A 25,568-nucleotide genomic window follows, 5' to 3' on the forward strand; every position below is an offset into this window, starting at 1 on the left:
TTAGCGTCCGGTGGTCGGCTCGACTGGCCCGGGAGGTAGTGGTGACGCATTTCATCGTGCTGGTGCTCGCGCTGTTCATCGGTGCCGTTGCCGGCTTGCGCGCGTTTACCGCGCCGGCCGTGATGGCCTGGGCCGCGGCGCTGCAGTGGATCAACTTGAACGGGACGTGGGTCGAGTGGCTGAGCCATCCGGCGACCGTCGCCATCTTGACGCTGCTGGCGGTCGGTGAATTCGTCACCGACCAATTGCCCAGCACACCGGCGCGCACCGTGCCCATGCAGTTCACCGCGCGAATCCTGCTGGGCGGGTTCGCCGGCGCGGTGCTCGGCACGGCCTGGAACTACCCCTGGACCGCGCTCGGCGCCGGCATCATCGGCGCGGTCATCGGCACCCTGGTCGGCTTCCGGGTGCGGCAGCGCCTGGTCGCCGCCAACGGCGGGCACGACCTGCCGATCGCGTTGGTGGAGGACAGCATCGCGGTGCTGGGCGGTCTGGCGATCGCCGCGTTGACCGCGGTGGTCTGAACCTTCTCAGCGTCGCTGCACCAGCAGCGCCTGCGCCGACGTGCCGAAGAAGCCGTCCGCGTCGAACAGCTCCGCGGTGGTGACACCCACCCCGTCCGGGCCGATGGAGGCGCGGGCTCGCAGCCCGAAATCCGCTCCGGTCGGCATACGGTGCAGGTGCACGACGGTGTCGGTGTTCATGAACATGTACTCGTCGACGTCCAGTGCGGCGCCGACGCCGTTCGCGGAGTCGACCACCATGGCCAGCCGCTGCAGGGCGGTGGTCGGCTCACTGTCCACCAGGTGCACCTGTGGACTCAGCCAGGCGACCGCCGTGCCGTCGGGCGCGTCCTGTTGGACCCGCCAGCGCACCGAATGGGCGTAACCACTGGCCCGGGCGAACCACTCCGGTGGCGGTAACGACGGCCCGCTGATCAGCGGCGCGTGCCGGTCGGAGGACACCGCGGTGGTGTCGGAGGTGGCCAGCGCCCAGGCGCTCAGCCGTGCCACCGGCCGGTCGTCGTCGCAGGTGAACATCTCGGCTTCCAGCAGAGCGATCCGCCGCCCCGGCCGCTGGACCCGGGCCGCGACCCGCACCGGGGCCACCGGTATCGCCCCCAGGATGTCCAGGCTCAGCCGGGCGATCCGCTGGCCCGATCCGTCGACCAGCCCCTCGATCTCGCGAGTGAGCAGCGCCAGCGGAGGAGAGCCGTGCTGTATCTGGCCCCAGTTGCTGCGGGTCAGGTCGGTGGATTCGTAAACGGCGCCGTCGGAACCGCCCGCGCGCCGGTAATAGCTGCCGGTCATGCCGCACTGTCGGCCGGCCAGCCGGGGTAGGGCGGCGGGGTCCCCCCGAACGCCGGGCACAGCGCGCGGTGGGAGCACCAGTCACACAGGCGTGACGGCTGGGGGCGGAAATCACCTGTAGCGCCGGCGTTTTGGATGGCCTGCCAGATTGCGATCAGCGTCTTCTCGAAGCGCAGCAACTCGGCGTGCTCGGGGGAGTAGTCCAGCAGTTGGCCGTCGGCCAGATAGATCAGCCGCAACCGTGCGGGCATCACGCCGCGTGACCGCAGCAGGGCCACCGCATAGAACTTCATCTGGAACAGGGCCTTGGACTCGGCGGCCTCGGACAGCCGCCCGGTCGCCGAGGGAGCCCGGCCGGTCTTGTAGTCGACCACCCGCAGTTCTCCGGTCGCGGCGACGTCGATGCGGTCGACGAAGCCGCGCAGCAGGGTGCCGTCGGCCAGCTCGACCTCGACGCGCTGTTCACAGCTCTGCGGGTCGAATCGGCGGGGATCCTCCAGCCGGTAGTAACCGGCCAGCAGCTTGCGGGCCTCGGCCATGAGCCGCTCGGTGTCCAGCCCGGCGTCCAGGTCCGGGGCGGAGCTCATCAGGTGTTCCCACGCCGGGGCCACCAGGTCCCGGGCGGTCTCGGGATCACGCTGGGCTGCGGGCAGCGCGTAGAGCCGTTCCAGGGCGCCGTGGACCACCGAACCGCGCAGTTGCGCCATGGACGGTGGTTCCGGGAGCCGGTCAATGGCCCGGAAGCGATACAGCAGCGGGCACTGTTTGAAGTCGGCCGCCCGCGACGGGGATAACGCAGGCTTGCTCATAGTCCCGAACCCTACGGGTATGCGCCGACAACCCCGCTCGAACACGCTGCGTAGGGTGGACGGCTGTGTCCGAATCCGGGATCTTTCAGGCGGGCGATCGGGCCCAGTTCACCGACGCCAAGGGGCGCCGCTACACCACGGTGCTGGTCCCCGGCGGTGACTTCCACACCCATCGCGGGGCCATTCCGCACGACGAGGTGATCGGGCTGCCGGACGGCAGCGTGGTCAAATCCGCCAACGGGGACCCGTTCCTGGTGCTGCGGCCGCTGCTGGTCGACTATGTGATGTCGATGCCGCGCGGTGCGCAGGTGATCTATCCCAAGGACTCGGCGCAGATCATCCACGAGGGCGACATCTTCCCCGGGGCGCGGGTGCTCGAGGCCGGCGCCGGCTCGGGGGCTCTGACGCTGTCGCTGCTGCGGGCGGTCGGCCCGGAGGGCAAGGTGATCTCCTACGAGCTGCGCGACGACCATGCCGTGCACGCCCGCGCCAACGTCGAGACCTTCCTCGGGCACCAGCCGGACAACTGGCAGCTGGTGATGGGCGATGTGGCCGACTGCGACCTGCCGGACGGGTCGATCGATCGGGTGGTGCTGGACATGCTGGCGCCCTGGGACGTGCTGGGCGCCGTGTCGCGAGTCCTGGTCCCCGGCGGGGTGCTGGTGATCTACGTCGCCACCGTCACCCAGCTGTCCCAGGTGAACGAGGCGCTGCGCGAGCAGCAGTGCTGGACCGAGCCGCGGTCCTGGGAGACCATGCAGCGCGGTTGGAACGTCGTCGGGCTGGCGGTGCGCCCCCAGCACGCGATGCGCGGCCACACCGCATTCCTGGTCTGCGCCCGCCGGTTGGCGCCGGACACCGTCACCCCGACGCGGCTGGGGAAAAAACGGGGACGTCCGTAGCGGCTTAGGACGTCGTCGTCAGCAGCGTGGCCACCACGTCGGTCTCGGTGCGCGTTTGCAGTGCGCGCACCAGCGCCGGCTGCGAGCGGACCAGATGTCCGACAAAGGCGTAGGCGTCGTCGGTGTCGAGCAGGTAGGCCGCGGCACGGATCAGCTTGCCGGTCTCCTGAAGCTGTTGGTGTCCGGTCAGTCCGGCATAGGCCGGTAGCCCGAGGTTGAGCACGGTCGGGTCGTACTTGATCGGGTCGCCCGGACCCGGCCGTCCCATGGGCTCGTACTGAACCTTGTACTTGTCCAGCATCGCCTTGTAGCACCGGCTCAGTGCGGCCAGGTAATTGGCGTCGGCCACCAGGTCGGCCCCGACGAAGCCGACGACGATGCTGGGCGTGGCGATCACGTTCGTCGCCACGTTCCCCACGATCGACGTGTCGGTCACGCTGCAGCTCACCGGCAGATCGAAGTTGCCGCCGGGATCGGTCACCGTCAGATCCAGCACGGTGTCCGTCGCGGTGTAACCGACGCTCACCCGCCGCACCGACGTCACCGGATTCTCGCCGTTGTAGCCGTCCACGGGAAGTGTCACTTGCACAGTGCCCGAACCGGATACGGCGATTCCCCGGATGCTCCAGCTGGCGCGCGGTGTGCGGTAACGCGTCCAGTTCAGCCGGATCCGAGCGGTCTCGGACACCGAGTACAACACGTACTCGTAGTGGTTGTCGGCGATGCAGCACGCTGGGATGGTCGCGCAGGCGCGGCGCACGGCTGGGTCGGTGGTCAGGGTTCCCCGCGACACCTCACGCCGGCTGGTCTCCGACACCTTCGCTTCGAGTTGCGCGCCGTAGTCGTCGTCGATCGGGATGATGGTGGCGCCGTGGCGGACCGACCAGTAGGACTGCACCCGCACGTCGTTGACCCAGGCGCGTTGCCGCACCTGGCCGCCGCCGACCGTCGAATTGCTCCAGTCGCAGATCTCGCAGTTGCCGTCCAGCGGTTCCCGCCGCCAGCCGTCCGCCTCGGGATCGGTCAGGATCTCCACCAGCTCGTGGCCCAACGTCGACATCGTCAGCTCGATGTCCTCGGTCGCCGGGTCGAAGTAGCGCACCCAGCCCGCCCAGTAGCGATCGGTGTCGAACGGGAAATCGAACGTGTAGTCCGTCGAGTGCGCACCCGCGACGGCGCCGCCGGCCACCGTAAAGCCTTGCGGCATCAGCACGATGAAGGCGATTCGCGGGCCGTCGTCGGGATCGGGGAACACACCGTCGTCGATGGAGTCTTCGATCAACCCCAGTACCTTGCGCATCGCCACGGTGGAATCCACCGCACCCAGTGGAGGCCCGGGGGAGATCACGGTGAGCGAACCTCGCCAGGTCGGGGCGCCGGCGATGTAGTACTGCGCCAGCTCGCTGAAATACCGGCTCGCTAACAGGGATTGCGTGCGGGACTCGATCAGACCGCGCTGAGCCGAACCCGCGCCGTTCCACCAGCTTCCCCAGAACACCAGCTGCACGGGCGTGTGGGCGCCGCCGAGTACGCCGTGGTGATAGGCCACCGCCGACCCGTCGTGGGAGTTGTCGGCGAAGACCAGCGCTGGCACTTTCGGGCGTGACCACGCCCCGCTACACGAGTGATCGTCACGCTGATAGGTGATGATCGGTATGGAATCCGGTATCTCGTCAACGACGCTGACGATCAGCCGTTGCTCGATGGGCATTCTCGGAGTATGCGCCGGTCGCGAGCGGTTTACCGCGGGTTCGCTGTGCCAGTTTCGGCCAGTTTTGCCGCTAGTCGTCGCTGCGGTTCAGCCCCCGCCGCACCGACAGCAGTTCCACCTCCGGCCGCGCGGCCACCAACCGCTCCGCCGCGTCGAGCATCTGCACCAGATGTCCGCGGTCGCCGGACACCGCCGACACCCCGATTCCGCTGCGCCGGTGCAGATCCGGTGCTCCTGTCTCGGCGGCGGACACATCGAATTTGCGCCGCAACTCAGCGACGATCGGGCGCACCACCGAGCGCTTTTGCTTGAGCGAGTGCACGTCACCGAGCAGCAGGTCGAATTCGAGCCAGCCGATCCACATGGTCAGGGGGGCGGTGGGGCCGGCTCTGTGCTGCTGGTCCGCGCGTTGCCGAACGCCAACAGGGTCTTGGCAGTGGCCTGCGACAGCTGCCAGTCACCGTGATTCGGTGTGAACTCCATCGGGAAGAAGAACGTGCCGGTGGCGGGATTGGCCGTGTTGACGGTGACATCGGCGGTCACGTTGCCCGGACTGCGGTCCGACCAGCCGAGACCGGCGGCCTCCAGACTCAGCGGCAGATAGCCGCCGTCTTTGAGTGCGGTGGCGAACTTGTCGATGGTTGCGGCGTCGGCGGGTTTGGCGCCCTCGACCAGTGCCAGCTTGTCTGCGCCGGCGACCTCGGGGTCCGACAGCCGGTACAGCACATCGGTCAACGCCTCGGGCGCCGGCAAGGCCGACGACGGCGCCTGGACAGGCACCGTCGTCGACGTCACCGGAACCTCGGCCACCGGCTCCGCCGGCTGGTGGCCGCCGCAGCCCGACATCGCCAGAACGGCCGCCGCGAGGGCGGCGGGCCAGGCGATGCGGTGACTACACATGGCGTCTGCGATCAGCTCGACGTCAGCTGCGACAGCGACAACAGCGAGGACCGGGAGAGCTTCCAGCCACCCTGGTCGACGAAGGTGAGGTTCACCGAGTGCGGCTCCAGCTTCGGTCCCGACGCGGTGACGTCGGCACTGGCCGTTCCGGGACCGGCCGGCGCGACGTTGGCCACGCTGATCGACAGCGGCAGGGCGCCCTTCTTGAGGGCCTTTTGCAGCCGGTGGTCGATGGCACCGCTCTCGACGGGGCCCAGGCCGCCCTCGACGAGGTTGGACTTTCCGGCGGCCGGAACGCCGGGGTCGGCCAGCGTGTTGAGCACGTCGGCCAACTGCTCCGGGGCCGGTAAAGCGGCGGCCGGATCCAGGGGCAGCGGGGCGAAGAACACCGTCGTCGGCGCTTCGGCGGCGGCGGGTGCCGGCGTTGCCAGGTAGCTCACAGCTGTGGCTGCCGCACCGATGGCCGCGATCGCCGCCGCACGCGTGGCGAGGGATTTCATGTTCATTCGGATCCTTTCTGGGCCCTTTTGATCACCCGATTTGAGAGCGAGGCTAGCAGCGGAGCCGGTGTGTCGGATTGCCACAGAGCACGCGAATGCACAATGGCCGGTAGCGTTGGGGTATCCGCCGCTTCAACTTCCAGTTCGGGAAAGGAGCGCACCATGAGCAACATGGAAGATTCGCCGCGTCCTGAGACTTTCGACGCGTCCGGGGGGCCGGGCACGCCCGGTGATGACTTCGCCGAGTTGGAGGAACTGCGCCGCGAAGCCGCGGTGCTGCGCGCACAGCTCGAGAACACCCCGCAGGACACCGCCCGCGTGGGCCGCGACGTGCGTCAGCTCGAAGCCCACATTGACTCGCTGACCGCGCGAAACTCCAAGCTGATGGACACCCTCAAAGAGGCGCGTCAGCAGTTGCTGGCGCTGCGTGAGGAAGTCGATCGCCTCGGTCAGCCGCCGAGCGGCTACGGGGTGCTGCTGGGCAGTCACGAAGACGACACCGTCGACGTGTTCACGTCCGGCCGCCGGATGCGGCTGAACATCTCGCCCAACATCGACGTAGCTACCCTCAAGAAGGGCCAGACGGTCCGGCTCAACGAGGCGCTGACGGTGGTCGAGGCCGGCACTTTCGAGTCGGTCGGCGAAATATCCACGTTGCGCGAAATTCTGTCCGACGGGCACCGCGCGCTGGTTGTGGGCCACGCCGACGAGGAGCGCATCGTCTGGCTGGCCGAGCCGCTGGTCGCCGCGGACCTTCCCGACAGCAACCCGGACGCGCTGTCGGATGACTGGCGTCCCCGCAAGCTGCGCCCCGGCGACTCGCTGCTGGTCGACACCAAGGCCGGCTACGCCTTCGAGCGCATTCCCAAGGCCGAGGTCGAGGACCTGGTGCTCGAGGAGGTGCCCGACGTCAGCTACGGCGACATCGGCGGCCTGACTCGCCAGATCGAGCAGATCCGCGACGCCGTGGAACTGCCGTTCCTGCACAAGGATCTCTACCGCGAATACGCGCTGCGTCCGCCCAAAGGGGTGCTGCTCTACGGTCCGCCGGGCTGCGGCAAGACGCTCATCGCCAAGGCGGTGGCCAACTCGCTGGCCAAGAAGATGGCCGAGGTGCGCGGTGACGACGCCCACGAGGCCAAGTCGTACTTCCTCAACATCAAGGGTCCCGAGCTGCTGAACAAGTTCGTCGGCGAGACCGAACGTCACATCCGGCTGATCTTCCAGCGTGCGCGCGAGAAGGCCTCCGAGGGCACCCCGGTCATCGTGTTCTTCGATGAGATGGACTCGATCTTCCGCACTCGTGGCACCGGCGTCTCCTCGGACGTGGAGACGACGGTGGTGCCCCAGCTGCTCAGTGAGATCGACGGCGTGGAGGGGCTGGAGAACGTCATCGTGATCGGCGCCTCCAACCGCGAGGACATGATCGATCCGGCGATCCTGCGGCCCGGCCGCCTGGACGTCAAGATCAAGATCGAGCGTCCGGATGCCGAAGCCGCGCAAGACATCTTCTCGAAGTACTTGGTCGAGACGCTGCCGGTGCACGCCGACGACCTCGCCGAGTTCGGCGGGGACCGCGCGTTGTGCATCAAGGCGATGATCGAGAAGGTCGTCGACCGGATGTACGCCGAGATCGACGACAACCGGTTCCTGGAGGTCACCTACGCCAACGGTGACAAAGAGGTCATGTACTTCAAGGACTTCAACTCCGGGGCGATGATCCAGAACGTGGTCGACCGGGCGAAGAAGAACGCCATCAAGTCGGTTCTGGAGACCGGTCAGCCGGGTCTGCGCATCCAGCACCTGTTGGACTCGATCGTCGATGAGTTCGCCGAGAACGAGGACCTGCCCAACACCACCAACCCCGATGACTGGGCACGGATCTCGGGCAAGAAGGGCGAGCGGATCGTCTACATCCGCACCCTGGTCACCGGCAAGAGCTCCAGCGCCAGTCGTGCCATCGATACCGAGTCCAACCTGGGCCAGTACCTGTAGTAGCGCACCAGGCGCGAACCCTTTCCGCGAGCGTGCGTGTTTGTACACCGACACGCCGTGAAGCTTGTACAGCTGCGCACGTTCGCATCACCCGCGTGGCGTGCCGGTGCCTTGGCTAGCTCGACCTGCCGAACTGTTCGGTGGCGATCCGGGTCGCGCCGATGGCCGCATACGAGCCGGTGAGTCCAACCATGCTCACGGCCGCGCGCAGCGGCAGGTCACGGCGGACGAGGTGGCTGACGCCGTTGATGGTGTCCAGGGAGTCCACCATCAGGGAGAGCCGCTTCCAGCGGTAGCGCTCCCGGGCGCCGCTGGTCAGATAGCCCAGGCCCATCGCGAATGCCCGCGCTCCATAGATCCTGGTCATGTAGGTGAGTTCGGCCGACGGCGTGACTCCGACGAGCTTGGCGAACTGCCGCGGTGCGGCCAATGAGGCCACGGCGAGGATCATCCGGCCGATGGCCATCACGCTCAATGCGCTGTTCAGATTCTCGGTCACCGGCAGGTCCGTGCCGGTAGCGGTGTCAGTTGTTGCCATACGAACCTCGCTGCTCGAATCGAACTGACTGACCGTCAGTCATGTTACCGTAACGGCGGTTCTCCGCGGCTGTCAATCGTGTCCGGCACGGTCCAGCGCGGTACCGACTCGGGAAAGGACGACGCAGTGGCGCAGCAAGGGTCCGGGCGGCGGCGCACGACGCTGCCGGCCGCGGAACGTGAAAGCCAGTTGCTCGAGGTGGCTCGCGGTCTGCTGTTGGCCGACGGACCCACCGAGCTGACAGTGGACAAGGTCACCGCCGCGGCGCAGGTCGCCAAGGGCACGTTCTACCTGTACTTCGCTTCCAAGGATCACCTGCTGGCCCGGTTGTGGGCCGACTACCTCGATGCCTTCTTGGCCACCGCGCAGGATCAGCTCGCCGCCGCGCCGCCCTCGGCGCCGGGTTGGCCGGCAGCGCTCGATGCGCTGATCGAGCAGATGATCCACTACGACATGGCCAACGCCGCGCTGCACCGGGCGGTGTTCTCCCAAGCTTCCGGCGACGGGCTGCGCCAATTGCGCCAAGCCGATGCCAAGGTCGTCGCGTTGCTCGCCGACGTCATTGCTGCGGCGGTGGCCGTCGGAGTGGCCACCGTGACCGATCCGCCCACCACTGCCGCGCTGTTGTACTACGCCGTCGACGGCCTGTTGAACGCCGCCTACCTAGCGGACGCCGAGCCCGACGAGGCCGCCGTCATCGCCGCAGCCAAGGAGATGGTCCACCGCACCCTGCGTACTGCCCAAGGCACGGGTCAGTAGCCGCTCTCCAGTGAATAGCTGTTGGTCAGGTCGTCCTGCAACACGCGGGCCACCTCGGTGGTGGTGTCCACCTGTAACGCGGTGTCCAGCACGCGCGCTTGATAGGCCCAACCGGGCGGCAGCTTGAGCCGATCGGTGAGTCCGGCGAGGTCGGCTCGGGACAGGTTCGCATCGACGACCTGGCTCCAGGTCTGCATGACCCAACGCCGGCCGCCGGGGTCGATCAGCTCGTAGACCTGCTCGCCGGCATCGAAGATGAAGACCGCGTGGCGGCTTACCTCATTGACGGTGTAGGGGCCGGGGTTCATCGACGACAGCGCGACCTGCGCCTGTTTGATCATCTCGATACCGCCGAAGCTCTTGGTCTCCCGCGGGCCCTGCGGCGCCTTTTCGATGGTGTTCATCAGCCAGTAGCGCGGCCCGTTGAGCAGAGCGGCTGCCGCGCCGTTCTCGGTCGCGATGGCTTGGGGGTCGAGCGCCGACCACAGCTGTTCGGGGCAGTCGTTGAGCGGAAAGGTGTTGTAGACGCTGGCCCGCGGACCCGACTCGCCGATCTCGACGAGCAGCACTTCGCCGTAGCGCTTCCCGGATACGTCGGTGGTGCGCTGACGGGCTTCCTCGGTGGACATTTCGGTGAAATTAGCCACTGACCTCGGTGAGGTCAACACCTCTGACGGCGTGGTTCCCTGCCCCCTCTAGTCTTTAGCCATGCAACGGATCATCGGGACCGAAGTCGAATACGGCATCGCTTCGCCGTCAGATCCCACCGCGAACCCGATCCTCACCTCCACCCAGGCGGTGCTGGCCTATGCCGCCGCCGCGGGCATCCCGCGTGCCAAGCGCACCCGTTGGGATTACGAGGTGGAATCGCCGCTGCGCGACGCCCGCGGCTTCGACCTGAGCCGCTCAAGCGGCCCGCCGCCGATCATCGATGCCGACGAGGTGGGCGCGGCGAACATGATCCTCACCAACGGGGCCCGGCTCTACGTCGATCACGCCCACCCCGAATACTCCGCTCCCGAGGTCACCGACCCGCTGGACGCGGTCATCTGGGACAAGGCCGGCGAGCGCGTGATGGAGGCGGCGGCCCGCTACGTGGCCAGCGTCCCCGGTGCGGCCAAGCTGCAGCTGTACAAGAACAACATCGACAACAAGGGCGCCTCCTACGGCACCCACGAGAACTACCTGATGAGCCGGCAGACGCCGTTCTCGGCGATCATCGCCGGTCTGACCCCGTTTCTGGTGTCACGGCAGGTGGTCACCGGCTCCGGGCGCGTCGGGTTGGGCGCCGCGGGCGATGAACCGGGCTTCCAGCTCTCGCAGCGCGCCGACTACATCGAGGTCGAAGTCGGCCTGGAGACCACGCTCAAGCGCGGCATCATCAACACCCGCGACGAACCGCACGCCGACGCCGACAAGTACCGCCGGCTGCACGTGATCATCGGCGATGCCAACCTCGCCGAGACGTCGACGTATCTGAAGGTCGGCACCACCGCGCTGGTCCTCGACCTGATCGAGGAGGGCGCCGAGCACGGGATCGACCTCAGCGACCTGGTCTTGGCCCGGCCGGTGCGTGCGGTGCACGTCATCAGCCGGGACCCGACCCTGCGAGCCACTGTCGCACTGGCCGACGGTCGTGAGATGACCGGCCTTGCGCTGCAACGGATCTACCTCGAGCGAGTGGCCAAGCTGGTCGAGGCCCGTGACCCGGATCCGCGCGCCACCGACATCATCGAGACCTGGGCCCGGGTGCTCGACCAGCTCGAGCGTGACCCGATGGAGTGCGCCGACCTGCTGGACTGGCCGGCCAAGCTGCGGCTGCTGGAGGGCTTCCGGCAGCGCGAGAACCTGAGCTGGTCGGCGCCCCGGCTGCACCTGATCGACCTGCAGTACTCCGACGTGCGGCTGGACAAGGGCCTGTACAACCGGCTGGTCGCCCGTGGCTCGATGCGCCGTCTGATCACCGAGCAGCAGGTGCTGGCCGCCGTCGACAACCCGCCGACCGACACCCGGGCCTACTTCCGCGGCGAGTGCCTGCGCCGGTTCGGGGCCGACATCGCCGCCGCGAGCTGGGACTCGGTCATCTTCGACCTGGGCGGGGACTCGCTGGTGCGGATCCCCACGCTGGAGCCGCTGCGCGGCAGTAAGGCGCACGTCGGAGCTTTGCTGGACTCGGTGGACAGCGCCGCCGAACTGGTGCAACAACTCACCACCTAGACCCCGAGCAACATCGGCGCCGACCGGTAGGGTGGAGAAACCGGCCGCGGTCATGCGCGGCCGATGAGATTCAGGAGGCAGCAATGGCTCAGGAGCAGACCAAGCGCGGCGGGGGCGGCGGAGACGACGACGATCTCACCGGCAGCACTGCGGCGGGCCAGGAACGCCGAGAGAAGCTCACCGAAGACACCGATGACCTGCTCGACGAGATCGACGACGTGCTGGAGGAGAACGCCGAGGACTTCGTGCGCGCATACGTCCAAAAGGGCGGCCAGTGACCTGGTTGTCGCGTGATCGTCTGCCCCTCAACTCAGCAACCCCAGGAATCGCCCTCACCGGCGTAGGTCTGTCCTCGTTTTCGGAGTTCCTGCGGTTGCAGGCACCGGAACTGTTGCCGGCGGGCGGGGGAGCCGCGTACACCGGTGGGGTGGGCGAGCAACTGCCGCACGGCACCACCATCGTCGCGTTGAAGTACCCGGGCGGGGTCCTCATCGCCGGTGACCGCCGTTCTACGCAGGGCAACATGATCGCCGGCCGTGACGTGCAGAAGGTGTACGTCACCGACGAGTACACCGCGACCGGCATCGCCGGCACCGCGGCGATCGCCGTCGAGTTCGCTCGGCTCTACGCGGTGGAACTGGAGCACTACGAGAAGCTCGAAGGTGTCCCGCTGACGTTCGCCGGCAAGGTCAACCGGTTGTCGACCATGGTGCGCGGCAATTTGGGTGCCGCGATGCAGGGGCTGGTGGCGTTGCCGCTGTTGGCCGGTTACGACATCGACGCCGACGATCCGCAGACCGCCGGGCGCATCGTGTCGTTCGACGCCGCCGGGGGCTGGAACGTTGAGAGCGAGGGCTATCAGGCGGTGGGCTCGGGCTCGCTGTTCGCCAAGTCGTCGATCAAAAAGCTCTACAGCCAGATCAGCGACGCCGATACCGCGTTGCGGGTCGCCATCGAGGCGCTCTACGACGCCGCCGATGACGACTCCGCCACCGGCGGTCCGGATCTGGTGCGCGGCATCTACCCGACCGCGGTCACCATCGATGCCGAGGGCGCCGTCGACATCGCCGAGGAACGGATCGCCGAACTGGCCCGTCTGGTGGTCGAGGGTCGTACTCGCGGGGGTGAGAAATGAGCTTCCCGTACTTCATCTCGCCCGAGCAGGCGATGCGCGAGCGCAGCGAGCTCGCCCGTAAAGGTATTGCCCGCGGTCGCAGCGTGGTGGCCCTGGCCTATGCCGACGGCGTGTTGTTCGTCGCCGAAAACCCTTCGCGCTCATTGCAGAAGATCAGCGAACTCTACGACCGGGTGGGCTTCGCGGCCGCCGGTCGGATCAACGAGTTCGAGAACCTGCGCCGCGGCGGCATTCAGTTCGCCGACACCCGCGGCTACGCCTATGACCGGCGTGACGTCACCGCGCGACAGCTGGCCAACGTCTACGCCCAGACTCTGGGCACCATCTTCACCGAGCAGGCCAAGCCCTACGAGGTGGAGTTGTGTGTTGCCGGCGTCGCCTACCAGGGGCAGACGAAAGCGCCTGAGCTGTATCGGGTCACCTACGACGGGTCGATCACCGATGAGCCGCACTTCGTGGTGATGGGCGGCACCACCGAGCCGGTCACCAATGCGCTCAAGGAGTCGTACGCCGAGAACGCTGAGCTGGCGGACGCGCTGCACATCGCGGTCAACGCGCTCAAACAGACTGACACCGGCAACGGTGCCGAACCGCGCGAGCTGGGCCCGGGCACCTTGGAGGTGGCCATTCTGGACGCCAACCGGCCCAAGCGCGCGTTTCGGCGGATTGCTCGGTCAACGCTGGAAGATCTGCTGCCGCAAGAGGGTTCGCCGGGGGAGACGTCAGACGACACTCCCGGCTAGGTGGTGCGATGGCCAAGGAATACGGGGTCAAAGAGAAAGACCTGGTAGTCGCTCACATCATCGACCTGGTGCTGACCGGGAAGCTGCGCGGCGGTGACCGGATCGATCGCGACGCGATTGCCGCCGAGTTAGGGGTCAGCCGGCTTCCGGTCCATGAGGCGGTGGCCCAGCTCGAGCACGACGGCTTTGTGGTCACCCGCTATCGCCGCGGCGCATTCATCGAGCGCTTCGACGAAGCCGTGGTGCACGAACATCATGAGTTGTACGGAATGCTGGTCGGCATGGTGTCGGCCCGGGCGGCGGCAAATCCCACCCCGCGAGTCTTGGCTGACCTCGCCTCGGCAATGCAGGCCATGAGGGTCGCTCAGGGCGCGGCGTTCGGGGAGGCGGCGGCGGCGTACCGCAAGATCATTGTCGACGAGTACGCCGGTCCTCGGCTCCGAGCGGAAATCAGTGCAGCGCAAATACTTTTGCCGATCCGATTCTGGACCGACTACCACAACTACACGGCTGAGATCCTGGTCAGCTACGAGGCCGAGAATACGGCGATCCGCAACGGCGACCCCGAAGCGGCCCGGGCCGCCTGCGTGGACCGGTCGGCGTGGCATGTCAATGTGGTGCTCGCCGAGCTGGCGAGCCGTGGCGTATTGAACGACGGACCCACCGGCGGAAGCTGAAGACGCCACGGTCGCCGGGCCATGGTGGGCCCGACGACCGTGGTGTCTGGGGCGTAGGGCTACCCCGCGGGCGCCCAATGGGCTCCGCTGCCGCCCGTTCCGCCGGCGCCGCCGACCGTCCCGGCGGGCGCAGTGCCGGACTGGCCGGGGCCGCCTGCGGCCTCGCCGGCCGCGCCGCCATCACCGCCGTTGCCTCCGGTACCGCCGTTGACGGTTCCCGCGCCGTTGCCGCCGTTGCCGCCGTTTCCACCGGCGCCGCCGTCACCACTGGTGGCGGGTTGACCGCCGGCGAGATAGCCAGTTCCGCCGGCCCCGCCGTTGCCGGCGTTGCCGCCGTTGCCGGCGTGGCTGGGCCCGAGGCCGAGATCGTTGGCCGGGGTCTCGACGCCGCCACTGGCACCGCCGGCCCCGCCGTTGCCGCCGTTTCCGCCCGTGGTCGCGCCGGCACCGGCGCTACCGCCGGCTCCGCCGTTTCCGCCCGAGGCCGTACCGGATCCGCCGGCGCCACCCGCGCCGCCGTCACCGCCCACACCTCCGGGACCGAGAACGCTGCCGGTATTGGAACTGCCGCCTCCGCCGTTGCCGCCGTTGCCGCCCACACTGACCACACCGGCACCGGTGGCGCCGTTGCCACCGGCACCCCCGTCGCCGCCAGGTGCTCCGCCCGCAATAGCAAGCCCCCCATCGCCGCCGTTGCCGCCGACGCTGTAGGTGCTGCCGTCGTGTTGCCAGCCGGTGCTGGCGCCGCCGTCGCCGCCGTTGCCGCCGCCCCAACCGCCGGCGCCGCCGTTACCGCCGGTGTAGCTACCGGTTCCGCCGTTACCACCGTTTCCACCGGATCCGGGGGCGGTGGAGTAGCTGTCACCGCCGAGGCCGCCGTCACCGCCGGTGGTCTTGACGCTTGCGTCCGTGGCGATTCCGTTTCCGCCGTTTCCACCGCTGCCGCCCGCACCGTAGGCGTTGAAGCCGCCGCCGCCGCCGTCGCCCGCCCGCCCGGCGGTGGCGTCGCCGCCGTTGCCGCCGTTGCCGCCGTGACTTGCCATGTTGTTGTTCTCGGAGGCTCCGCCGGCTCCGCCGTATCCACCGCCCCCGCCATTGAGGCCGGTGCCGCCGTGACCGCCGGTTCCGCCGTCCCCGCCGATGTGGCCCGAACCGGCGTCGCCGCCATAGCCGGCACTGCCGCCGTTACCGAGGTAGGAGCCGTCGGTGTCCTGGTAGGCGTTGCCGCCGTCACCACTGTTGCCGCCGTTTCCGCCGTTGCCGCCGCTTCCGGCCTGCCCGTACATCGGGCTGGTGTAGATGCTGGACCCACGGCCACCGGCAGCTCCGCCATTGCCGCCTTGGCTACCCCAGCTGCCGTTGCCCCCGTTGACGTGGTCGGCCGTACCGGTGGCGCCGGCGCCACCCGCCCCGGCGTGGCCGCCGATTCCGCCGTTGCCGCCGTTGCCGAACATGAAGCTGCTGCGGCCGCCGGCCCCACCATTGCCGCCGGCGCCGCCTCCGGCGCCGTTACCGTCACCGCCACCCGCGAAGGTGCCTGCGGCGCCGGTCATGCCCGTGGCGCCGATGCCGCCGTCGCCGCCGTTGCCGAAGAACCAGCCCGAGGCGTTGCCGCCGTTACCTGCGTTGCCGCCGTTGCCGCCGGCCTCGATTGCGATGCCGCCGTCGCCACCGTTTCCACCATTGCCCATCCAGAGGCCGCCGGCGCCGCCGTCGCCGCCGTCGGCGCCCGCACCACCTGCGCCGCCGTTCCCGCCGTCGCCGATCCAGCCGGCGGCGTTGCCGCCGTTACCACCGGCGACACCGGCTTCGACGCTGTCCCAGCCGTTTCCGCCGTCGCCGAGCCACAGGCCGCCGTTGCCGCCGTCGGGGTTCTCGGCGGTGCCGTCGATGCCGTTGCCGATCAGGTACTGGCCGGCCATGGTGTTGATGGCGCCGTTGACCAGCTCACCGAAGTCACTGGTGATCCAGGCCTGCAGGCCGTCGTGGATCGGGTCGTAGAACCACTGATCGATCATGGTGGTCCAATCGATGGCGCCGACTTCGGCCGGGCCGGCATCGATCCACGCCGACGTGTCGAAAAGGTCAGCGATCCAATCGAATTCATCGGCCTGAGCCGCCGGTGCGGTGGTCAGCGGGGCCATCCCGAAGGCCAGGAATGCGCCGACTGCACTAGCGGCGCCGACGGCGCGATGGTGGTGCCGGGTGGTGTGATGACTACTCATCTTGAGGGAAGCCTTTCCAGAAAGTTTGGGGGATAACGGGTTGAGCAGAATCAGAGTCCGAGCAGGTCACCCAGCCAACCGAACGCATCGGTTGCTGCGGCGGCGCCACCGTCGTCGATGATCGGCAGTTCGGCACCGGCCAGCGGCGGGGTCACCACGACCGGGCCCTTGCCGTCCCAGCCCGAGCCCAGCAGGGCACCGACGGTTTGACCCCAGGCCTGTAAGGCCGCGATCGGCCCGATCCCGGCACTGTTGAGATCGAGGGTCCCCAGTACCGGGACGCCACTGAACTCGATACCCACGCTCTGGAAGATCGACCCTCCGACGGCCGGCACGTCGGCGGCGACTTCACCACCTGGGCCAAGTACCTGGTAACTCACCGCGGCGGTGCCCGTGGACAGCAGGCCGCCGAAGGCGAAGTCGAGGTGGTCCATGTTCATGCCGGCGGGGAAGTAGCCGGCCTCGTTGATCATCGGCAACAAGGCATCGAGGTTGAGGGTGGCGCCGTTGAAGAACGCCCCACCCATGTTGATCAGGATGTCGAAGGGGTTATCGCCGTCGGTGATGCCGTTCAGCAGCGCGATCCAGGGGCTGATGCCCGGGCCGATCATGCCCATCAACACCGCACTCGATGGCGAGCCCAGATAGTCGATGATCGGCATGATCGAGTCTTTGTCCACATCCGCGGGGATGTAGCCGGCGACCTGGCCGAACATCAACTGATGCGTGCCGTCCATCGTGTGGTTGAGCACCGTGGAGTGCGTCGCATCGGTTTCGTTCTGCAACGCCCACCCGGAGATCACCGCATTCAGATGCTTCTGAATCTCCTCGGTGACCTCGTTGATCGACCCGGCGCGGTCATTGGTCAATAGGTCCCAGTAGCCCAGCTGGTTGGCCACAAACTGCTGCATCCCCACTCCGGGTGCCAAATACCAGTTGTTCAGCATCGTGGTCGCATTGGCCGAAGCGGCATTTAGTAGGTCATCCCAGGCGCTGGCCAGCGCCACCGCTCGCGACTGAACATCAAAGGAAACCGGCACCGACACAGGCGCTGGGGAAACCGCTACAAGGCTGGCTCCAACCAGTGCCACACCGGCGGTGGCATAAGGGCGAACAGTGGCGCGCAAGGGGAACTCCTTCAGGTATGTGATGCACAGCACGAGATCGGGAAGCTGAGCCTAGCTTAGAAATTGCTGTCTTGTATACGTAAATCTGAAACGCGTTCTAATCCTCGGGCGCGGGGTGTTGTCGTCGGATCGGCTTCGGGCTGTCTGGGGTTGGGGAATCCGGCTGCGAGCCCGGATGATGGCCCAATCTAACGACGTAGAACGCCTAGGTGTGACGGTGGACCTCGGTTGCGCGGACCGGGAAGGTGGGACATCTTTCCGGCGTATTGTGCGTATTCGGCCTCGATATTATGTATACGTGTGTTGTCAGGGCGGCACTGATCTGGGCTGGAATCGCAGTCGTTCGTTCGCTGTTCTCAGATGATATTAATTAACGTTCTTGCGCGTCGGGCGCGCCAAAGCGGTACATCGCCACTGTTGAAGCCTTCGAACGCGCGTGCCACGGTGCGGCTGCGCTAGGGTCTGGCGAAGAAAGTGTCGCTACGTCGGGATAGTGGTGTTTTTGCAAGCTTGCATTGCCGAACGTAGTTCGGGCGCTTTCCGTGAACCAACAACGCGCCCTTCCGAGTTTTGCGAAAGTTCCAGGTGAGCACTCCATGCCCAAGAAGTACGGGGTCAAGGAAAAGGACCTGGTTGTCAATCACATTGTCGACCTAGTACTTGCCGGGGAGTTGCGGACCGGCGACCGGATCAACCGCGACGCGATCGCGGCCGCGCTGGGGGTCAGCCGGCTTCCGGTTCAGCAGGGCATTGACCAACTCGAACAGCAGGGGATGCTGGCCAGCCGGTACCACCGTGGCGTGTTCGTCAGCCGGTTCGATGAGGCCGTCGTCCGCGAACAGCATGAGTTGCACGGGACCTTGAACGCCATCGCCTCGGCCCGCGCGGCGGCGAACCCGACGCCGCGCGTCCTCGCCGATCTCGATGCGGCGATGCAGAGCCTGCGCGTCAGCAAGAATCCCGAGGAATTCCAGACGGCGGCCTACGAATTCCGCCGCATCATCCTCGACGAGTACGCCGGCCCGCCGCTGTATGCGGCGATCCTCGCGGCACGGGTGTTCGCGCCACGCGGTTTCTGGGGGAGCTACCCGCACGTGCACGCCGAGTTCCTGCCCAACCTCGAAGCCGAACACGCGGCGATCCACCGACGCGATCCCGACGCTGCGCGCGCCGTGCACATCGAGCGCGCGCAGATGCGTGCCGACGTCGTAGTCGCCGAGCTGGCCCGACGGGGTGTGCTGAGCGACGGAACGCCCCCACAGGGCTGACGCCCACCGGTGGCTTCAATTTTCACGTGGTCATCGCCGAGCGCAGACGGCGACGGTCGCCGGGCCCGTTGTGGGTCCCGACGACCGTGGCCGATCGTGCTGATTTGCTAGCCGGGCTGGCCGCCGTCGCCGACCGTTCCGGGCTGCCCCCGCGGGGTTCCCGGTGCCGGCATTGCCGGCGGTGCCGCCGGTACTGATGCCGCCGGCCCCACCGGCCGCACCGTCGCCGCCTGGCAGGGTGTTGCCGTCGCAGCCGGTGCCGTGCAGGTCCGGCATGCCGCAGCATGCCGGACCTGCACCGGTGCCCTAACCGGCTGGAGCGGGCTGAGCGCCGTTGCCTCCGGAGCCGCCGGCACCACCGGTGGTTCCGCTGGGTGCGGTCCCGGGCTGGCCGGACCCGCCAGCAACGGTGCCGGCTTTGCCACCGTCGCCGCCGTTCCCGCCGGTTCCGCCGTCGACAGTCCCGGCGCCGTTGCCACCGGTTCCACCGGTTCCGCCGTCCCCGCCCGGGGTATCGGCGAGCCCGCCGTTGACGTAGCCCCCGCCGGCTCCACCGGCACCGCCGTTACCGCCGTTACCGGCGTGGCTGGGCCCGAGTCCCAGGTCGTTGGCCGGGGTCTCCACGCCGCCGCTGGAGCCGCCGATTCCTCCGGTCCCGCCGTTGCCGGCGGTAACCCCGGCGCCACCTGCGCCGCCATTGCCGCCGTTGCCGCCGGATGCGGTGCCCGATCCGCCCGCGCCCCCGGCGCCGCCGTTGCCGCCGGCACCGCCATCGGCGAGGACGCTGCCGGCGTTGGCTCCGCCGGCCCCGCCGTTGCCGCCGTTGCCGCCGGTGCTGACCACGCCGGCACCGGTCGCGCCAGCACCGCCCGCACCCCCAGCGCCGCCGTCACCAGCGTCTGATGTGGCGTTGCCAGCGCCGCCGCGGCCGCCGGCGCCACCGTTACCGCCTTGGCTGTAAGTAGTGCCGTCGTGCTGCCAGCCGGTGCTGCTGCCGCCGTTTCCGCCGTTGGCGCCGGCAGAGTTGCCGTTGCCGGCGGCACCGCCGGCCCCGCCGTTGCCGCCGGCGTAGGTGCCAATGCCGCCGTTGCCGCCGACTCCCCCGGGACCGGCGGTGAAACCGCCGCCGCCGTTGCCGCCGTTGCCGCCGCGGGTCTGAATGGTGGGATCGCCGGTGGCGGCGTTGCCACCGTTGCCGCCGGCACCGCCGCCCCCGCCGCGGCCGTTAGCGCCGTTGCCGCCGTTGCCGCCGTGACCGGCGCTGGCGTAACCGCCGTCGCCGCCGTCGCCGCCCTTGCCGCCCGGCCCGGCGCCACTGGCGCTGAGGCTGCCCGTGCCGCCGCTACCGCCATTGCCACCGTTGATGCCCGCACCGCCGTTGCCGCCGCTGCCGCCATCGGCGCCGGTACCCGTTGCCTGGGTGTAGCCGCCGCCGTATCCGCCCTGGCCACCGTTGCCGCCGTTGCCGAGGTAGTCGCCATTGCCGTCTTGGTAGGCGTCGCCACCGTCGCCACCTCGGCCGCCGTCGGCGGCGGTACCGAACTGCCCAGCCTGGCCGTACATCGGGCTGGTGTAGATCGTGGAACCTCGGGCGCCGGCCGCGCCGCCCTGGCTGGCGGCGAAGTCGAGCCCGACGCTACCGCCGTTACCGCCGTCGACATGCTCGGCGGTGCCGTTGGCGCCGTTACCGCCGTTGCCAGTAGTCCCGGCGTTGCCGCCGTTGCCGCCGTTGCCGAACATGAAGCTGCTGCGCCCGCCATTGCCGCCGCTGCCGCCGTAACTGCCGTTGCCGCCATTGCCGTCGCCGCCATTGGCGAAAGTCCCGGCCAGCCCGTCTGCACCGGCCCCGCCGTTGCCGCCGTTGCCGCCGTTGCCGAAGAACCACGCTGAGGCGTTGCCGCCGTTACCGCCATTGCCTCCGTACACACTGGCATCCGGTGCTGCGCCGCCGTTGCCTCCGTTGCCGCCGAGTCCCATCCAGAGGCCGCCGGCGCCGCCGTCACCACCGTTGGCACCCGCGCCACCGTCGCCACCGGTTCCGCCGTCGCCGATCCAGCCGGCCGCGTTGCCGCCGCTACCACCGGCCACCCCGGCTTCGGTGGAGGTCCAGCCGTCGCCGCCGTCACCGAACCACAGGCCGCCATTGCCGCCGTCGGGGTTCTCGGCAGTGCCGTCGATACCGTTGCCGATCAGGTATTGGCCGGCCATGGTGTTGATGGCGCCGTTGACCAGCTCACCGAAGTCACTGGTGATCCAGGCCTGCAGGCCGTCGTGGATCGGGTCGTAGAACCACTGATCGATCATGGTGGTCCAATCGAAGGCGCCCACCTCAGCCGGCTCCGGGGTCAACCAGGCCGAGGTGTCGAAAAGATCAGCGAACCAATCGAACTCATCGGCCTGAGCCGCCGGCGCGGTGGTCAGCGGGGCCATCCCGAAGGCCAGGAAAGCACCCACAGTGCTGGCTGCGCCGACGGCCCGGGAAGAGCGGCGCGGGTTGGTGTGGTGACTCATGTGCAGCAAGACCTCTCTTGAGAAGTTGGGGGATAAAGGGTTTAGGGGAATCAGAATCCGAGCAGCTCACCGAGCCAGCCGAACGCATCGGTGGCCGCACCGGACCCGCCGTCATCGACCACCACCGGGTCGATGATGGGCAGCTCAGCACCAGCCAGCGGTGGGGTCACCACGACCGGGCCCTTGCCGTCCCACCCCGACCCGAGCAGGGCGCCGACGGTTTGCCCCCAGGCCTGCATCGCTGCGAGCGGCCCGATCCCGGCACTGTTGAGATCCAGAGTTCCGATCACCGGTACGCCACTGAATTCCAGGCCCACGCTTTGGAAGATCGACCCACCGACCGCCGGCACCTCGGCGGCGACCTCACCACCGGGGCCCAACACCTGGTAGCTCACCGCGGCCGCACCCGTGGACAGCAACCCGCCGAACGCGAAGTCCAGATGGTCCATGTTCATGCCGGCCGGGAAGAAGCCGGCCTCGTTGATCATCGGCAACAACGCATCCAAGTTGAGGGTGGCGCCGTTGAAGAACGCCCCACCCATGTTGATCAGGATGTCGAAGGGGTTATCGCCGTCGGTGATGCCGTTGAGCAGCGCGATCCAGGGGCTGATGCCCGGGCCGATCATGCCCATCAACATCGCACTCGACGGCGAGCCCAGGTAGTCGATGATCGGCAGGATCTGGTCGGGATCGACATCAGCGGGCAGATACCCCGCGACCTGACCGAACATCAGCTGATGGGTGCCATCCATGGTGTGGTTGAGCACCGTGGCACGGGTTTCGGCGGTCATGTCCTGCATCGCGAACCCAGAAAGCACCGCATTCAGATGCAGCTGAATCTGCTCGTTGATCGCATTGATCGAGCCCGCCGGATCATTGGCCAACTGGTCCCAGTACCCCATCTGGTTGGCCATGAATTGTTGCATCCCCACACCCGGGGCCAGATACCAATTGTTCAGCATCGTCGTCACATTCGCCGACGCAGCATTGAGCACCTCATCCCACGCACTCGTCAGTTGCACGGCACGCGACTGAACATCCAGTGGAGCGCTTAACGCTGCCGGTGGGGTGACCGCGATCAGGCCGGCGCCAACGAGTGCCACACCAGCAGTGGTGGCGTAGGGGCGAAACATGGCGTGCAAGGGGACTCCTCCAGGTATGTGATGCACAGCACGAGATAGAACGCGATGAGAGTAACTGAGAGAAGCATAATTTGTATACAACAAATCAGAACATGTTTCAGTCTGCGTGTTTACGGGGCGGGAGAAGGTGATGGCGCACGCCAGCCGACGCCCCTGTGAGGCTGCTCGTTAGACCAGTTAGAGGCGGTAACCGCGTCGGGAAGGTTGACCCGCCACACTCGTGTAACGGCCTCTCTTCTATATGAATGTAAATTGTAACAATGCACTGAGATGGTCTCCAAGTAACATCTAACGGCCGCATTTTCGGCGTGTGGTCGCAGGGCCTGGACGGCGTTCTATGAACGTGGACCATGCCCGGACAGGCAGGTGGAGAAAGCTACCGAGATCGCGGCGCGACAGATAGGTTGGTGGGTCATGGCATCCGTGGCTCGCGACACCAATCCGGGTGCATGAGTAAGACACTCGTCAAACCGCTGTGCGATATCCGCGCGACCGATGCCGCCTTTAGCGGCGGCAAGGGCGCCAATCTGGGAGAGCTGCTGGCGGCTGGGTTACCGGTGCCCGATGCGTTCGTTATCGGCGTACCCGCCCGTACGGGAACTGGGGCAGCCGGGTCGGTCGAGTCACTGGATGCTGACATCCGCGACGCGGTGGTCGCGAGCTACCACGCGCTGGGGCGTGACATCGCCGTGGCGGTGCGCTCCTCGGCCGTGGCCGAGGACGGGGTCGACGCATCTCACGCCGGGATCTACGAGACGGTCCTCAATGTCCGGGGGGCTGCGCAGGTGCTTGCCGCCGTGGCCCATTGCTGGGCATCGGCGTCGTCCGCGCGGGCCCGCCGATACCGGGACGCTCGGGAACTGGAATCCACGGGGGGAATGGCTGTCGTCGTCCAGCGCCAGATCGTACCGGCCTGTGGTGGCGTCGCCTTCACAGCGGATCCGCTGAACGGCGATACGGACCGGCTGGTCATTGAATTCGCCCTTGGGTCTGGCGGTGACGTAGTGGATGGGTTGGTGACGCCTGCGCGCATCGTGGTGGATAAGTCCACATTGGGCATCGTGGAGGTTGTTCCATCTGCATCGGCGCCATCATTGTCCGACAATCGGATTCGCGACATCGCCGACTGTGCACTGCGTATCGATCGGTGGTACGGGAGCCCGCAGGACATCGAGTGGGCCTTCGACGAGCAGGGGCAGATCTGGATTCTGCAGGCGCGCCCGATCACCACATTCAGTGCACTGGAGGCCAGGGCGAAGGCGCTTGAATTCTACGATCCGCCGCGTCCACCGGGCAGCCGATGGAGCCGCGTGAATGTCGGCGAGGCGCTGCCTGGGGTGCCGACGCCTCTTACCTGGTCGGTGTGGAGGACGGGACTCGGTGAAGGGCAGTGGCAAAGCCAGGTCCAAGTCGGCGTGGTGTCAAAGCGCGACGTGGCTGCGTCGTTTGTAACCCTCGCGCAGGGCTGGCCGGTGATCTCTGTTGACTTGCTTTTGAGCCAGGTCGCTCGCATCCCCGGTGTGGATCCGAGCGCTTTCAGTGAGCAGATTCTCGGGGCGGCAGAACACGTCGACGTCGCGCCTATGCGGGCCCGGGGCGTTACTGCGTTGCGGATGGCGGTGCGTGCTCCGATCACCCTGGCGCTGCTGAATCGACGCCTGCGGGCGGTCAGCGCGACCTCCTGGCAAGCGTGGCAGCGGGACGCTTGGCAGACACCGGCAGATCCGGTGGCATTGCTGACCGAGGCCAGCTCACGTTTCCGGCAAACGATGATCACCCACGCACTGCAGACGTATGTGTGCCAAGGCCTGTATCAGGCTGTCGAGGCCGTGGCAGGGAGCCGAGTGATCGACCTGCTCTCCGGTGATGGCGAACTGCCGGAGGCTCACCTGGCCAGGGATCTGTGGCTGCTCGCCGGTGGGCGAATCACTTTGGGTCGCTTTCTTTCTGCGCACGGATTCCACGGTCCCGACGAGGGGGAGATCGCCTCCGCCTCGTGGCGGCAGGACCCCGCGCCGGTGCTGCATGCCGCGCGGGTATGGGCCGACGCTGACCGGTCCCGGGATCCCGTCGCAGCATTGGACGCCAGAAGTGATGAGCGACGCCGGGCGCAGTCGGCGCTGTGCGAATCTGTGCCGCGCTCGCGCCGCCGGGCGGTGGCACGGCTGATCGCCATGGCGCGGCGAGCGTTGGTCGCCCGGGAGATCGGCAAAACCGCTTTCCTGCAAGACCTTGATGTCGCCCGGCACGCGGCGTCCTTCTTAGGTGACAATGCCGTCTGGCACACGTTGAGTGAGCTCCAGTCGAAGGTGCATCTGGCGTCGGCCGATATCATTGCCCGCCAACGTATCCGGTCGCAGTTCGCCGCGCAGGAGCCGCCGCTGTCCTTTGCCGGCGATCCACCCGCGCGAACCGCCGGCGGCGGTGCCCCGGTCCAGTCGCTCATCTCCGGTGCCGCTGTGAGCCCGGGCCGTGCCCGCGGACGGGCGCGGGTGGTGACCGATCCCAACGCGACCGTCGAGCTCGACGCTGACGATGTGCTGATCGCCCGGACTACCGACCCGTCGTGGGTGGTGCGGTTCATGGCGGTCGCCGGCATGGCCATCGACGTGGGCGGTACGTTGTCACACGCCGCAATCATTGCGCGCGAGCTCGGGATACCGTGCGTGATCGGCACCGGCAACGGCAGCCAGGTCATCCCGGATGGGGCGCTGGTGGAGATCGACGGGTCGGCGGGAACCGTGCGAATCCTGGACGCGCCGCTTACCGATCGATCCGGAACCGCTTGACGCGCGCGCCCGCACCGGACGCCAATTCGACACGGCTGCGCGGCACCCCGAAATGCTCTGCCAGCACCCGGATGACGGCGGCGTTTGCCTTGCCGTCCACGGCCGGCTCGCGCACGTAGACGGTCAGCTGACCCGCGTCGTCGGTCTCGACCAGGGGGCCTTTGCGGCTGCCCGGTTTGACCTTGACGACGACGGTTTCGGTCATCGCAACAGGATCCCAGTGCCGCGAACGTGCGTAGTTTTACGGCCTAACTCGGCGTGTCGCCGTGCAAACACGCACGCTGGCGCCAAAGCCAAGCCAAGCCCAAAA

24 protein-coding genes are annotated in these 25,568 nt (G+C 67.8%); 11 read left to right on the top strand and 13 right to left on the bottom strand.

Annotated features, from left to right (window positions below; all coding sequences use genetic code 11):
• The first annotated feature begins 41 nt into the window (after nt 1-41).
• The gene (locus tag ACJH5R_RS19480; protein ID WP_406758405.1) at nt 42-524 is read left to right on the top strand and encodes a DUF4126 family protein; all 483 of its coding nucleotides are present in this window, start codon (nt 42-44) and stop codon (nt 522-524) included.
• Nucleotides 525-530: 6 nt separating this feature from the next.
• Here ACJH5R_RS19480 and ACJH5R_RS19485 read toward each other — a convergent pair whose 3' ends face one another.
• Together ACJH5R_RS19485 and ACJH5R_RS19490 are read right to left on the bottom strand one after the other, a co-directional pair.
• Nucleotides 531-1,310: a thioesterase family protein gene (locus tag ACJH5R_RS19485; protein ID WP_406782610.1), complete on the bottom strand. Its 780-nt coding sequence runs from the start codon at nt 1,308-1,310 to the stop codon at nt 531-533.
• Nucleotides 1,307-2,119 (bottom strand): RecB family exonuclease, encoded by an 813-nt coding sequence (locus ACJH5R_RS19490; protein WP_406758407.1) that lies wholly within the window; start codon nt 2,117-2,119, stop codon nt 1,307-1,309. Before ACJH5R_RS19490 ends, ACJH5R_RS19485 begins: the two co-directional genes overlap by 4 nt.
• Before the next feature lie 65 nt (nt 2,120-2,184).
• Between ACJH5R_RS19490 and ACJH5R_RS19495 the strand changes: the two genes are divergently transcribed.
• On the top strand, nt 2,185-3,021 hold the full coding sequence (locus ACJH5R_RS19495; RefSeq protein WP_406758408.1) for a tRNA (adenine-N1)-methyltransferase: 837 nt from the start codon (nt 2,185-2,187) through the stop codon (nt 3,019-3,021).
• Between the two features lie 4 nt (nt 3,022-3,025).
• Here ACJH5R_RS19495 and ACJH5R_RS19500 read toward each other — a convergent pair whose 3' ends face one another.
• The 4 genes from ACJH5R_RS19500 to ACJH5R_RS19515 form a co-directional block, all read right to left on the bottom strand.
• On the bottom strand, nt 3,026-4,732 hold the full coding sequence (locus ACJH5R_RS19500; protein WP_406782611.1) for a hypothetical protein: 1,707 nt from the start codon (nt 4,730-4,732) through the stop codon (nt 3,026-3,028).
• Nucleotides 4,733-4,802: 70 nt separating this feature from the next.
• The gene (locus ACJH5R_RS19505) at nt 4,803-5,096 is read right to left on the bottom strand and encodes a DUF503 domain-containing protein (protein WP_406758410.1); all 294 of its coding nucleotides are present in this window, start codon (nt 5,094-5,096) and stop codon (nt 4,803-4,805) included.
• A gap of 2 nt (nt 5,097-5,098) precedes the next feature.
• Nucleotides 5,099-5,632 (bottom strand): hypothetical protein, encoded by a 534-nt coding sequence (locus ACJH5R_RS19510; protein WP_406758411.1) that lies wholly within the window; start codon nt 5,630-5,632, stop codon nt 5,099-5,101.
• 11 nt (nt 5,633-5,643) lie between these two features.
• Nucleotides 5,644-6,138 carry a hypothetical protein gene (locus tag ACJH5R_RS19515; protein WP_406782612.1) on the bottom strand — a complete coding sequence of 165 codons (495 nt, stop codon included), beginning with the start codon at nt 6,136-6,138 and terminating at the stop codon, nt 5,644-5,646.
• Between the two features lie 165 nt (nt 6,139-6,303).
• Between ACJH5R_RS19515 and arc the strand changes: the two genes are divergently transcribed.
• On the top strand, nt 6,304-8,127 hold the full coding sequence (gene arc, locus ACJH5R_RS19520) for a proteasome ATPase (RefSeq protein ID WP_406758433.1): 1,824 nt from the start codon (nt 6,304-6,306) through the stop codon (nt 8,125-8,127).
• A 115-nt stretch (nt 8,128-8,242) separates the two neighbouring features.
• On the opposite strand, the gene ACJH5R_RS19525 is transcribed toward arc, so the two are convergent.
• A complete protein-coding gene (locus ACJH5R_RS19525; RefSeq protein WP_406782613.1) occupies nt 8,243-8,665 on the bottom strand; it encodes a hypothetical protein in 423 nt (140 codons plus the stop codon).
• A 78-nt stretch (nt 8,666-8,743) separates the two neighbouring features.
• Between ACJH5R_RS19525 and ACJH5R_RS19530 the strand changes: the two genes are divergently transcribed.
• Nucleotides 8,744-9,424, top strand: a complete 681-nt coding sequence (locus ACJH5R_RS19530) for a TetR/AcrR family transcriptional regulator (RefSeq protein ID WP_406782614.1) — start codon at nt 8,744-8,746, stop codon at nt 9,422-9,424.
• On the opposite strand, the gene ACJH5R_RS19535 is transcribed toward ACJH5R_RS19530, so the two are convergent.
• Nucleotides 9,418-10,053: a hypothetical protein gene (locus ACJH5R_RS19535; protein ID WP_406782615.1), complete on the bottom strand. Its 636-nt coding sequence runs from the start codon at nt 10,051-10,053 to the stop codon at nt 9,418-9,420. The genes ACJH5R_RS19530 and ACJH5R_RS19535 overlap by 7 nt on opposite strands.
• Nucleotides 10,054-10,132: 79 nt before the next feature.
• On the opposite strand from ACJH5R_RS19535, the gene dop reads away from it, so the two are divergent.
• From dop to ACJH5R_RS19560, 5 genes are all read left to right on the top strand, one after another.
• The gene (gene dop / locus ACJH5R_RS19540; protein WP_406759893.1) at nt 10,133-11,641 is read left to right on the top strand and encodes a depupylase/deamidase Dop; all 1,509 of its coding nucleotides are present in this window, start codon (nt 10,133-10,135) and stop codon (nt 11,639-11,641) included.
• 83 nt (nt 11,642-11,724) lie between these two features.
• On the top strand, nt 11,725-11,919 hold the full coding sequence (locus ACJH5R_RS19545) for a ubiquitin-like protein Pup (protein ID WP_024441366.1): 195 nt from the start codon (nt 11,725-11,727) through the stop codon (nt 11,917-11,919).
• Nucleotides 11,916-12,776 carry a proteasome subunit beta gene (gene prcB, locus ACJH5R_RS19550; RefSeq protein WP_406782616.1) on the top strand — a complete coding sequence of 287 codons (861 nt, stop codon included), beginning with the start codon at nt 11,916-11,918 and terminating at the stop codon, nt 12,774-12,776. The genes ACJH5R_RS19545 and prcB overlap by 4 nt, the downstream gene beginning before the upstream one ends.
• The gene (gene prcA, locus ACJH5R_RS19555) at nt 12,773-13,519 is read left to right on the top strand and encodes a proteasome subunit alpha (RefSeq protein ID WP_406782617.1); all 747 of its coding nucleotides are present in this window, start codon (nt 12,773-12,775) and stop codon (nt 13,517-13,519) included. The genes prcB and prcA overlap by 4 nt, the downstream gene beginning before the upstream one ends.
• An 8-nt stretch (nt 13,520-13,527) precedes the next feature.
• On the top strand, nt 13,528-14,196 hold the full coding sequence (locus ACJH5R_RS19560) for a GntR family transcriptional regulator (RefSeq protein ID WP_406782618.1): 669 nt from the start codon (nt 13,528-13,530) through the stop codon (nt 14,194-14,196).
• A 59-nt stretch (nt 14,197-14,255) separates the two neighbouring features.
• Here the strand turns inward: ACJH5R_RS19560 and ACJH5R_RS19565 are convergent, their stop codons facing one another.
• A complete protein-coding gene (locus ACJH5R_RS19565) occupies nt 14,256-16,421 on the bottom strand; it encodes a PGRS repeat-containing protein (protein ID WP_406782619.1) in 2,166 nt (721 codons plus the stop codon).
• A 50-nt stretch (nt 16,422-16,471) separates the two neighbouring features.
• Nucleotides 16,472-17,581 (bottom strand): outer membrane porin GjpA, encoded by a 1,110-nt coding sequence (gene gjpA / locus ACJH5R_RS19570; protein WP_406782620.1) that lies wholly within the window; start codon nt 17,579-17,581, stop codon nt 16,472-16,474.
• Nucleotides 17,582-18,144: 563 nt separating this feature from the next.
• Between gjpA (ACJH5R_RS19570) and ACJH5R_RS19575 the strand changes: the two genes are divergently transcribed.
• Nucleotides 18,145-18,816, top strand: a complete 672-nt coding sequence (locus tag ACJH5R_RS19575; protein ID WP_406782621.1) for a GntR family transcriptional regulator — start codon at nt 18,145-18,147, stop codon at nt 18,814-18,816.
• Between the two features lie 306 nt (nt 18,817-19,122).
• On the opposite strand, the gene ACJH5R_RS19580 is transcribed toward ACJH5R_RS19575, so the two are convergent.
• Complete coding sequence (locus tag ACJH5R_RS19580; protein ID WP_406782622.1) at nt 19,123-21,327, bottom strand: PGRS repeat-containing protein; 2,205 nt, start codon at nt 21,325-21,327, stop codon at nt 19,123-19,125.
• A gap of 50 nt (nt 21,328-21,377) precedes the next feature.
• Entirely contained in the window at nt 21,378-22,460 is a 1,083-nt protein-coding gene (gene gjpA / locus ACJH5R_RS19585; RefSeq protein WP_406782623.1) for an outer membrane porin GjpA, read from the bottom strand.
• Nucleotides 22,461-22,918: 458 nt separating this feature from the next.
• Here gjpA (ACJH5R_RS19585) and ACJH5R_RS19590 point away from each other — a divergent pair, with 458 nt between their 5' ends.
• On the top strand, nt 22,919-25,258 hold the full coding sequence (locus ACJH5R_RS19590) for a PEP/pyruvate-binding domain-containing protein (protein WP_406782624.1): 2,340 nt from the start codon (nt 22,919-22,921) through the stop codon (nt 25,256-25,258).
• Here the strand turns inward: ACJH5R_RS19590 and ACJH5R_RS19595 are convergent.
• Entirely contained in the window at nt 25,233-25,463 is a 231-nt protein-coding gene (locus ACJH5R_RS19595) for a DUF167 domain-containing protein (protein WP_406759903.1), read from the bottom strand. The two genes, ACJH5R_RS19590 and ACJH5R_RS19595, sit on opposite strands and share 26 nt — an antisense overlap.
• Between the last annotated feature and the right edge of the window lie 105 nt (nt 25,464-25,568).

It is taken from the genome of Mycobacterium sp. SMC-19 (assembly GCF_045310815.1).
Lineage (GTDB): Bacteria > Actinomycetota > Actinomycetes > Mycobacteriales > Mycobacteriaceae > Mycobacterium.

Coding starts and splice junctions, on each gene's coding strand:
- ACJH5R_RS19485 (WP_406782610.1), bottom strand. CDS start 1,310: ATGACCGGCAGCTATTACCGGCGCGCGGGCGGTTCCGACGGCGCCGTT.
- ACJH5R_RS19490 (WP_406758407.1), bottom strand. CDS start 2,119: ATGAGCAAGCCTGCGTTATCCCCGTCGCGGGCGGCCGACTTCAAACAG.
- ACJH5R_RS19500 (WP_406782611.1), bottom strand. CDS start 4,732: ATGCCCATCGAGCAACGGCTGATCGTCAGCGTCGTTGACGAGATACCG.
- ACJH5R_RS19505 (WP_406758410.1), bottom strand. CDS start 5,096: ATGTGGATCGGCTGGCTCGAATTCGACCTGCTGCTCGGTGACGTGCAC.
- ACJH5R_RS19510 (WP_406758411.1), bottom strand. CDS start 5,632: ATGTGTAGTCACCGCATCGCCTGGCCCGCCGCCCTCGCGGCGGCCGTT.
- ACJH5R_RS19515 (WP_406782612.1), bottom strand. CDS start 6,138: ATGAACATGAAATCCCTCGCCACGCGTGCGGCGGCGATCGCGGCCATC.
- arc (WP_406758433.1), top strand. CDS start 6,304: ATGGAAGATTCGCCGCGTCCTGAGACTTTCGACGCGTCCGGGGGGCCG.
- ACJH5R_RS19525 (WP_406782613.1), bottom strand. CDS start 8,665: ATGGCAACAACTGACACCGCTACCGGCACGGACCTGCCGGTGACCGAG.
- ACJH5R_RS19535 (WP_406782615.1), bottom strand. CDS start 10,053: ATGTCCACCGAGGAAGCCCGTCAGCGCACCACCGACGTATCCGGGAAG.
- dop (WP_406759893.1), top strand. CDS start 10,133: ATGCAACGGATCATCGGGACCGAAGTCGAATACGGCATCGCTTCGCCG.
- ACJH5R_RS19545 (WP_024441366.1), top strand. CDS start 11,725: ATGGCTCAGGAGCAGACCAAGCGCGGCGGGGGCGGCGGAGACGACGAC.
- prcA (WP_406782617.1), top strand. CDS start 12,773: ATGAGCTTCCCGTACTTCATCTCGCCCGAGCAGGCGATGCGCGAGCGC.
- ACJH5R_RS19560 (WP_406782618.1), top strand. CDS start 13,528: ATGGCCAAGGAATACGGGGTCAAAGAGAAAGACCTGGTAGTCGCTCAC.
- ACJH5R_RS19565 (WP_406782619.1), bottom strand. CDS start 16,421: ATGAGTAGTCATCACACCACCCGGCACCACCATCGCGCCGTCGGCGCC.
- ACJH5R_RS19575 (WP_406782621.1), top strand. CDS start 18,145: ATGCCCAAGAAGTACGGGGTCAAGGAAAAGGACCTGGTTGTCAATCAC.
- ACJH5R_RS19580 (WP_406782622.1), bottom strand. CDS start 21,327: ATGAGTCACCACACCAACCCGCGCCGCTCTTCCCGGGCCGTCGGCGCA.
- gjpA (WP_406782623.1), bottom strand. CDS start 22,460: ATGTTTCGCCCCTACGCCACCACTGCTGGTGTGGCACTCGTTGGCGCC.
- ACJH5R_RS19590 (WP_406782624.1), top strand. CDS start 22,919: ATGAGTAAGACACTCGTCAAACCGCTGTGCGATATCCGCGCGACCGAT.
- ACJH5R_RS19595 (WP_406759903.1), bottom strand. CDS start 25,463: ATGACCGAAACCGTCGTCGTCAAGGTCAAACCGGGCAGCCGCAAAGGC.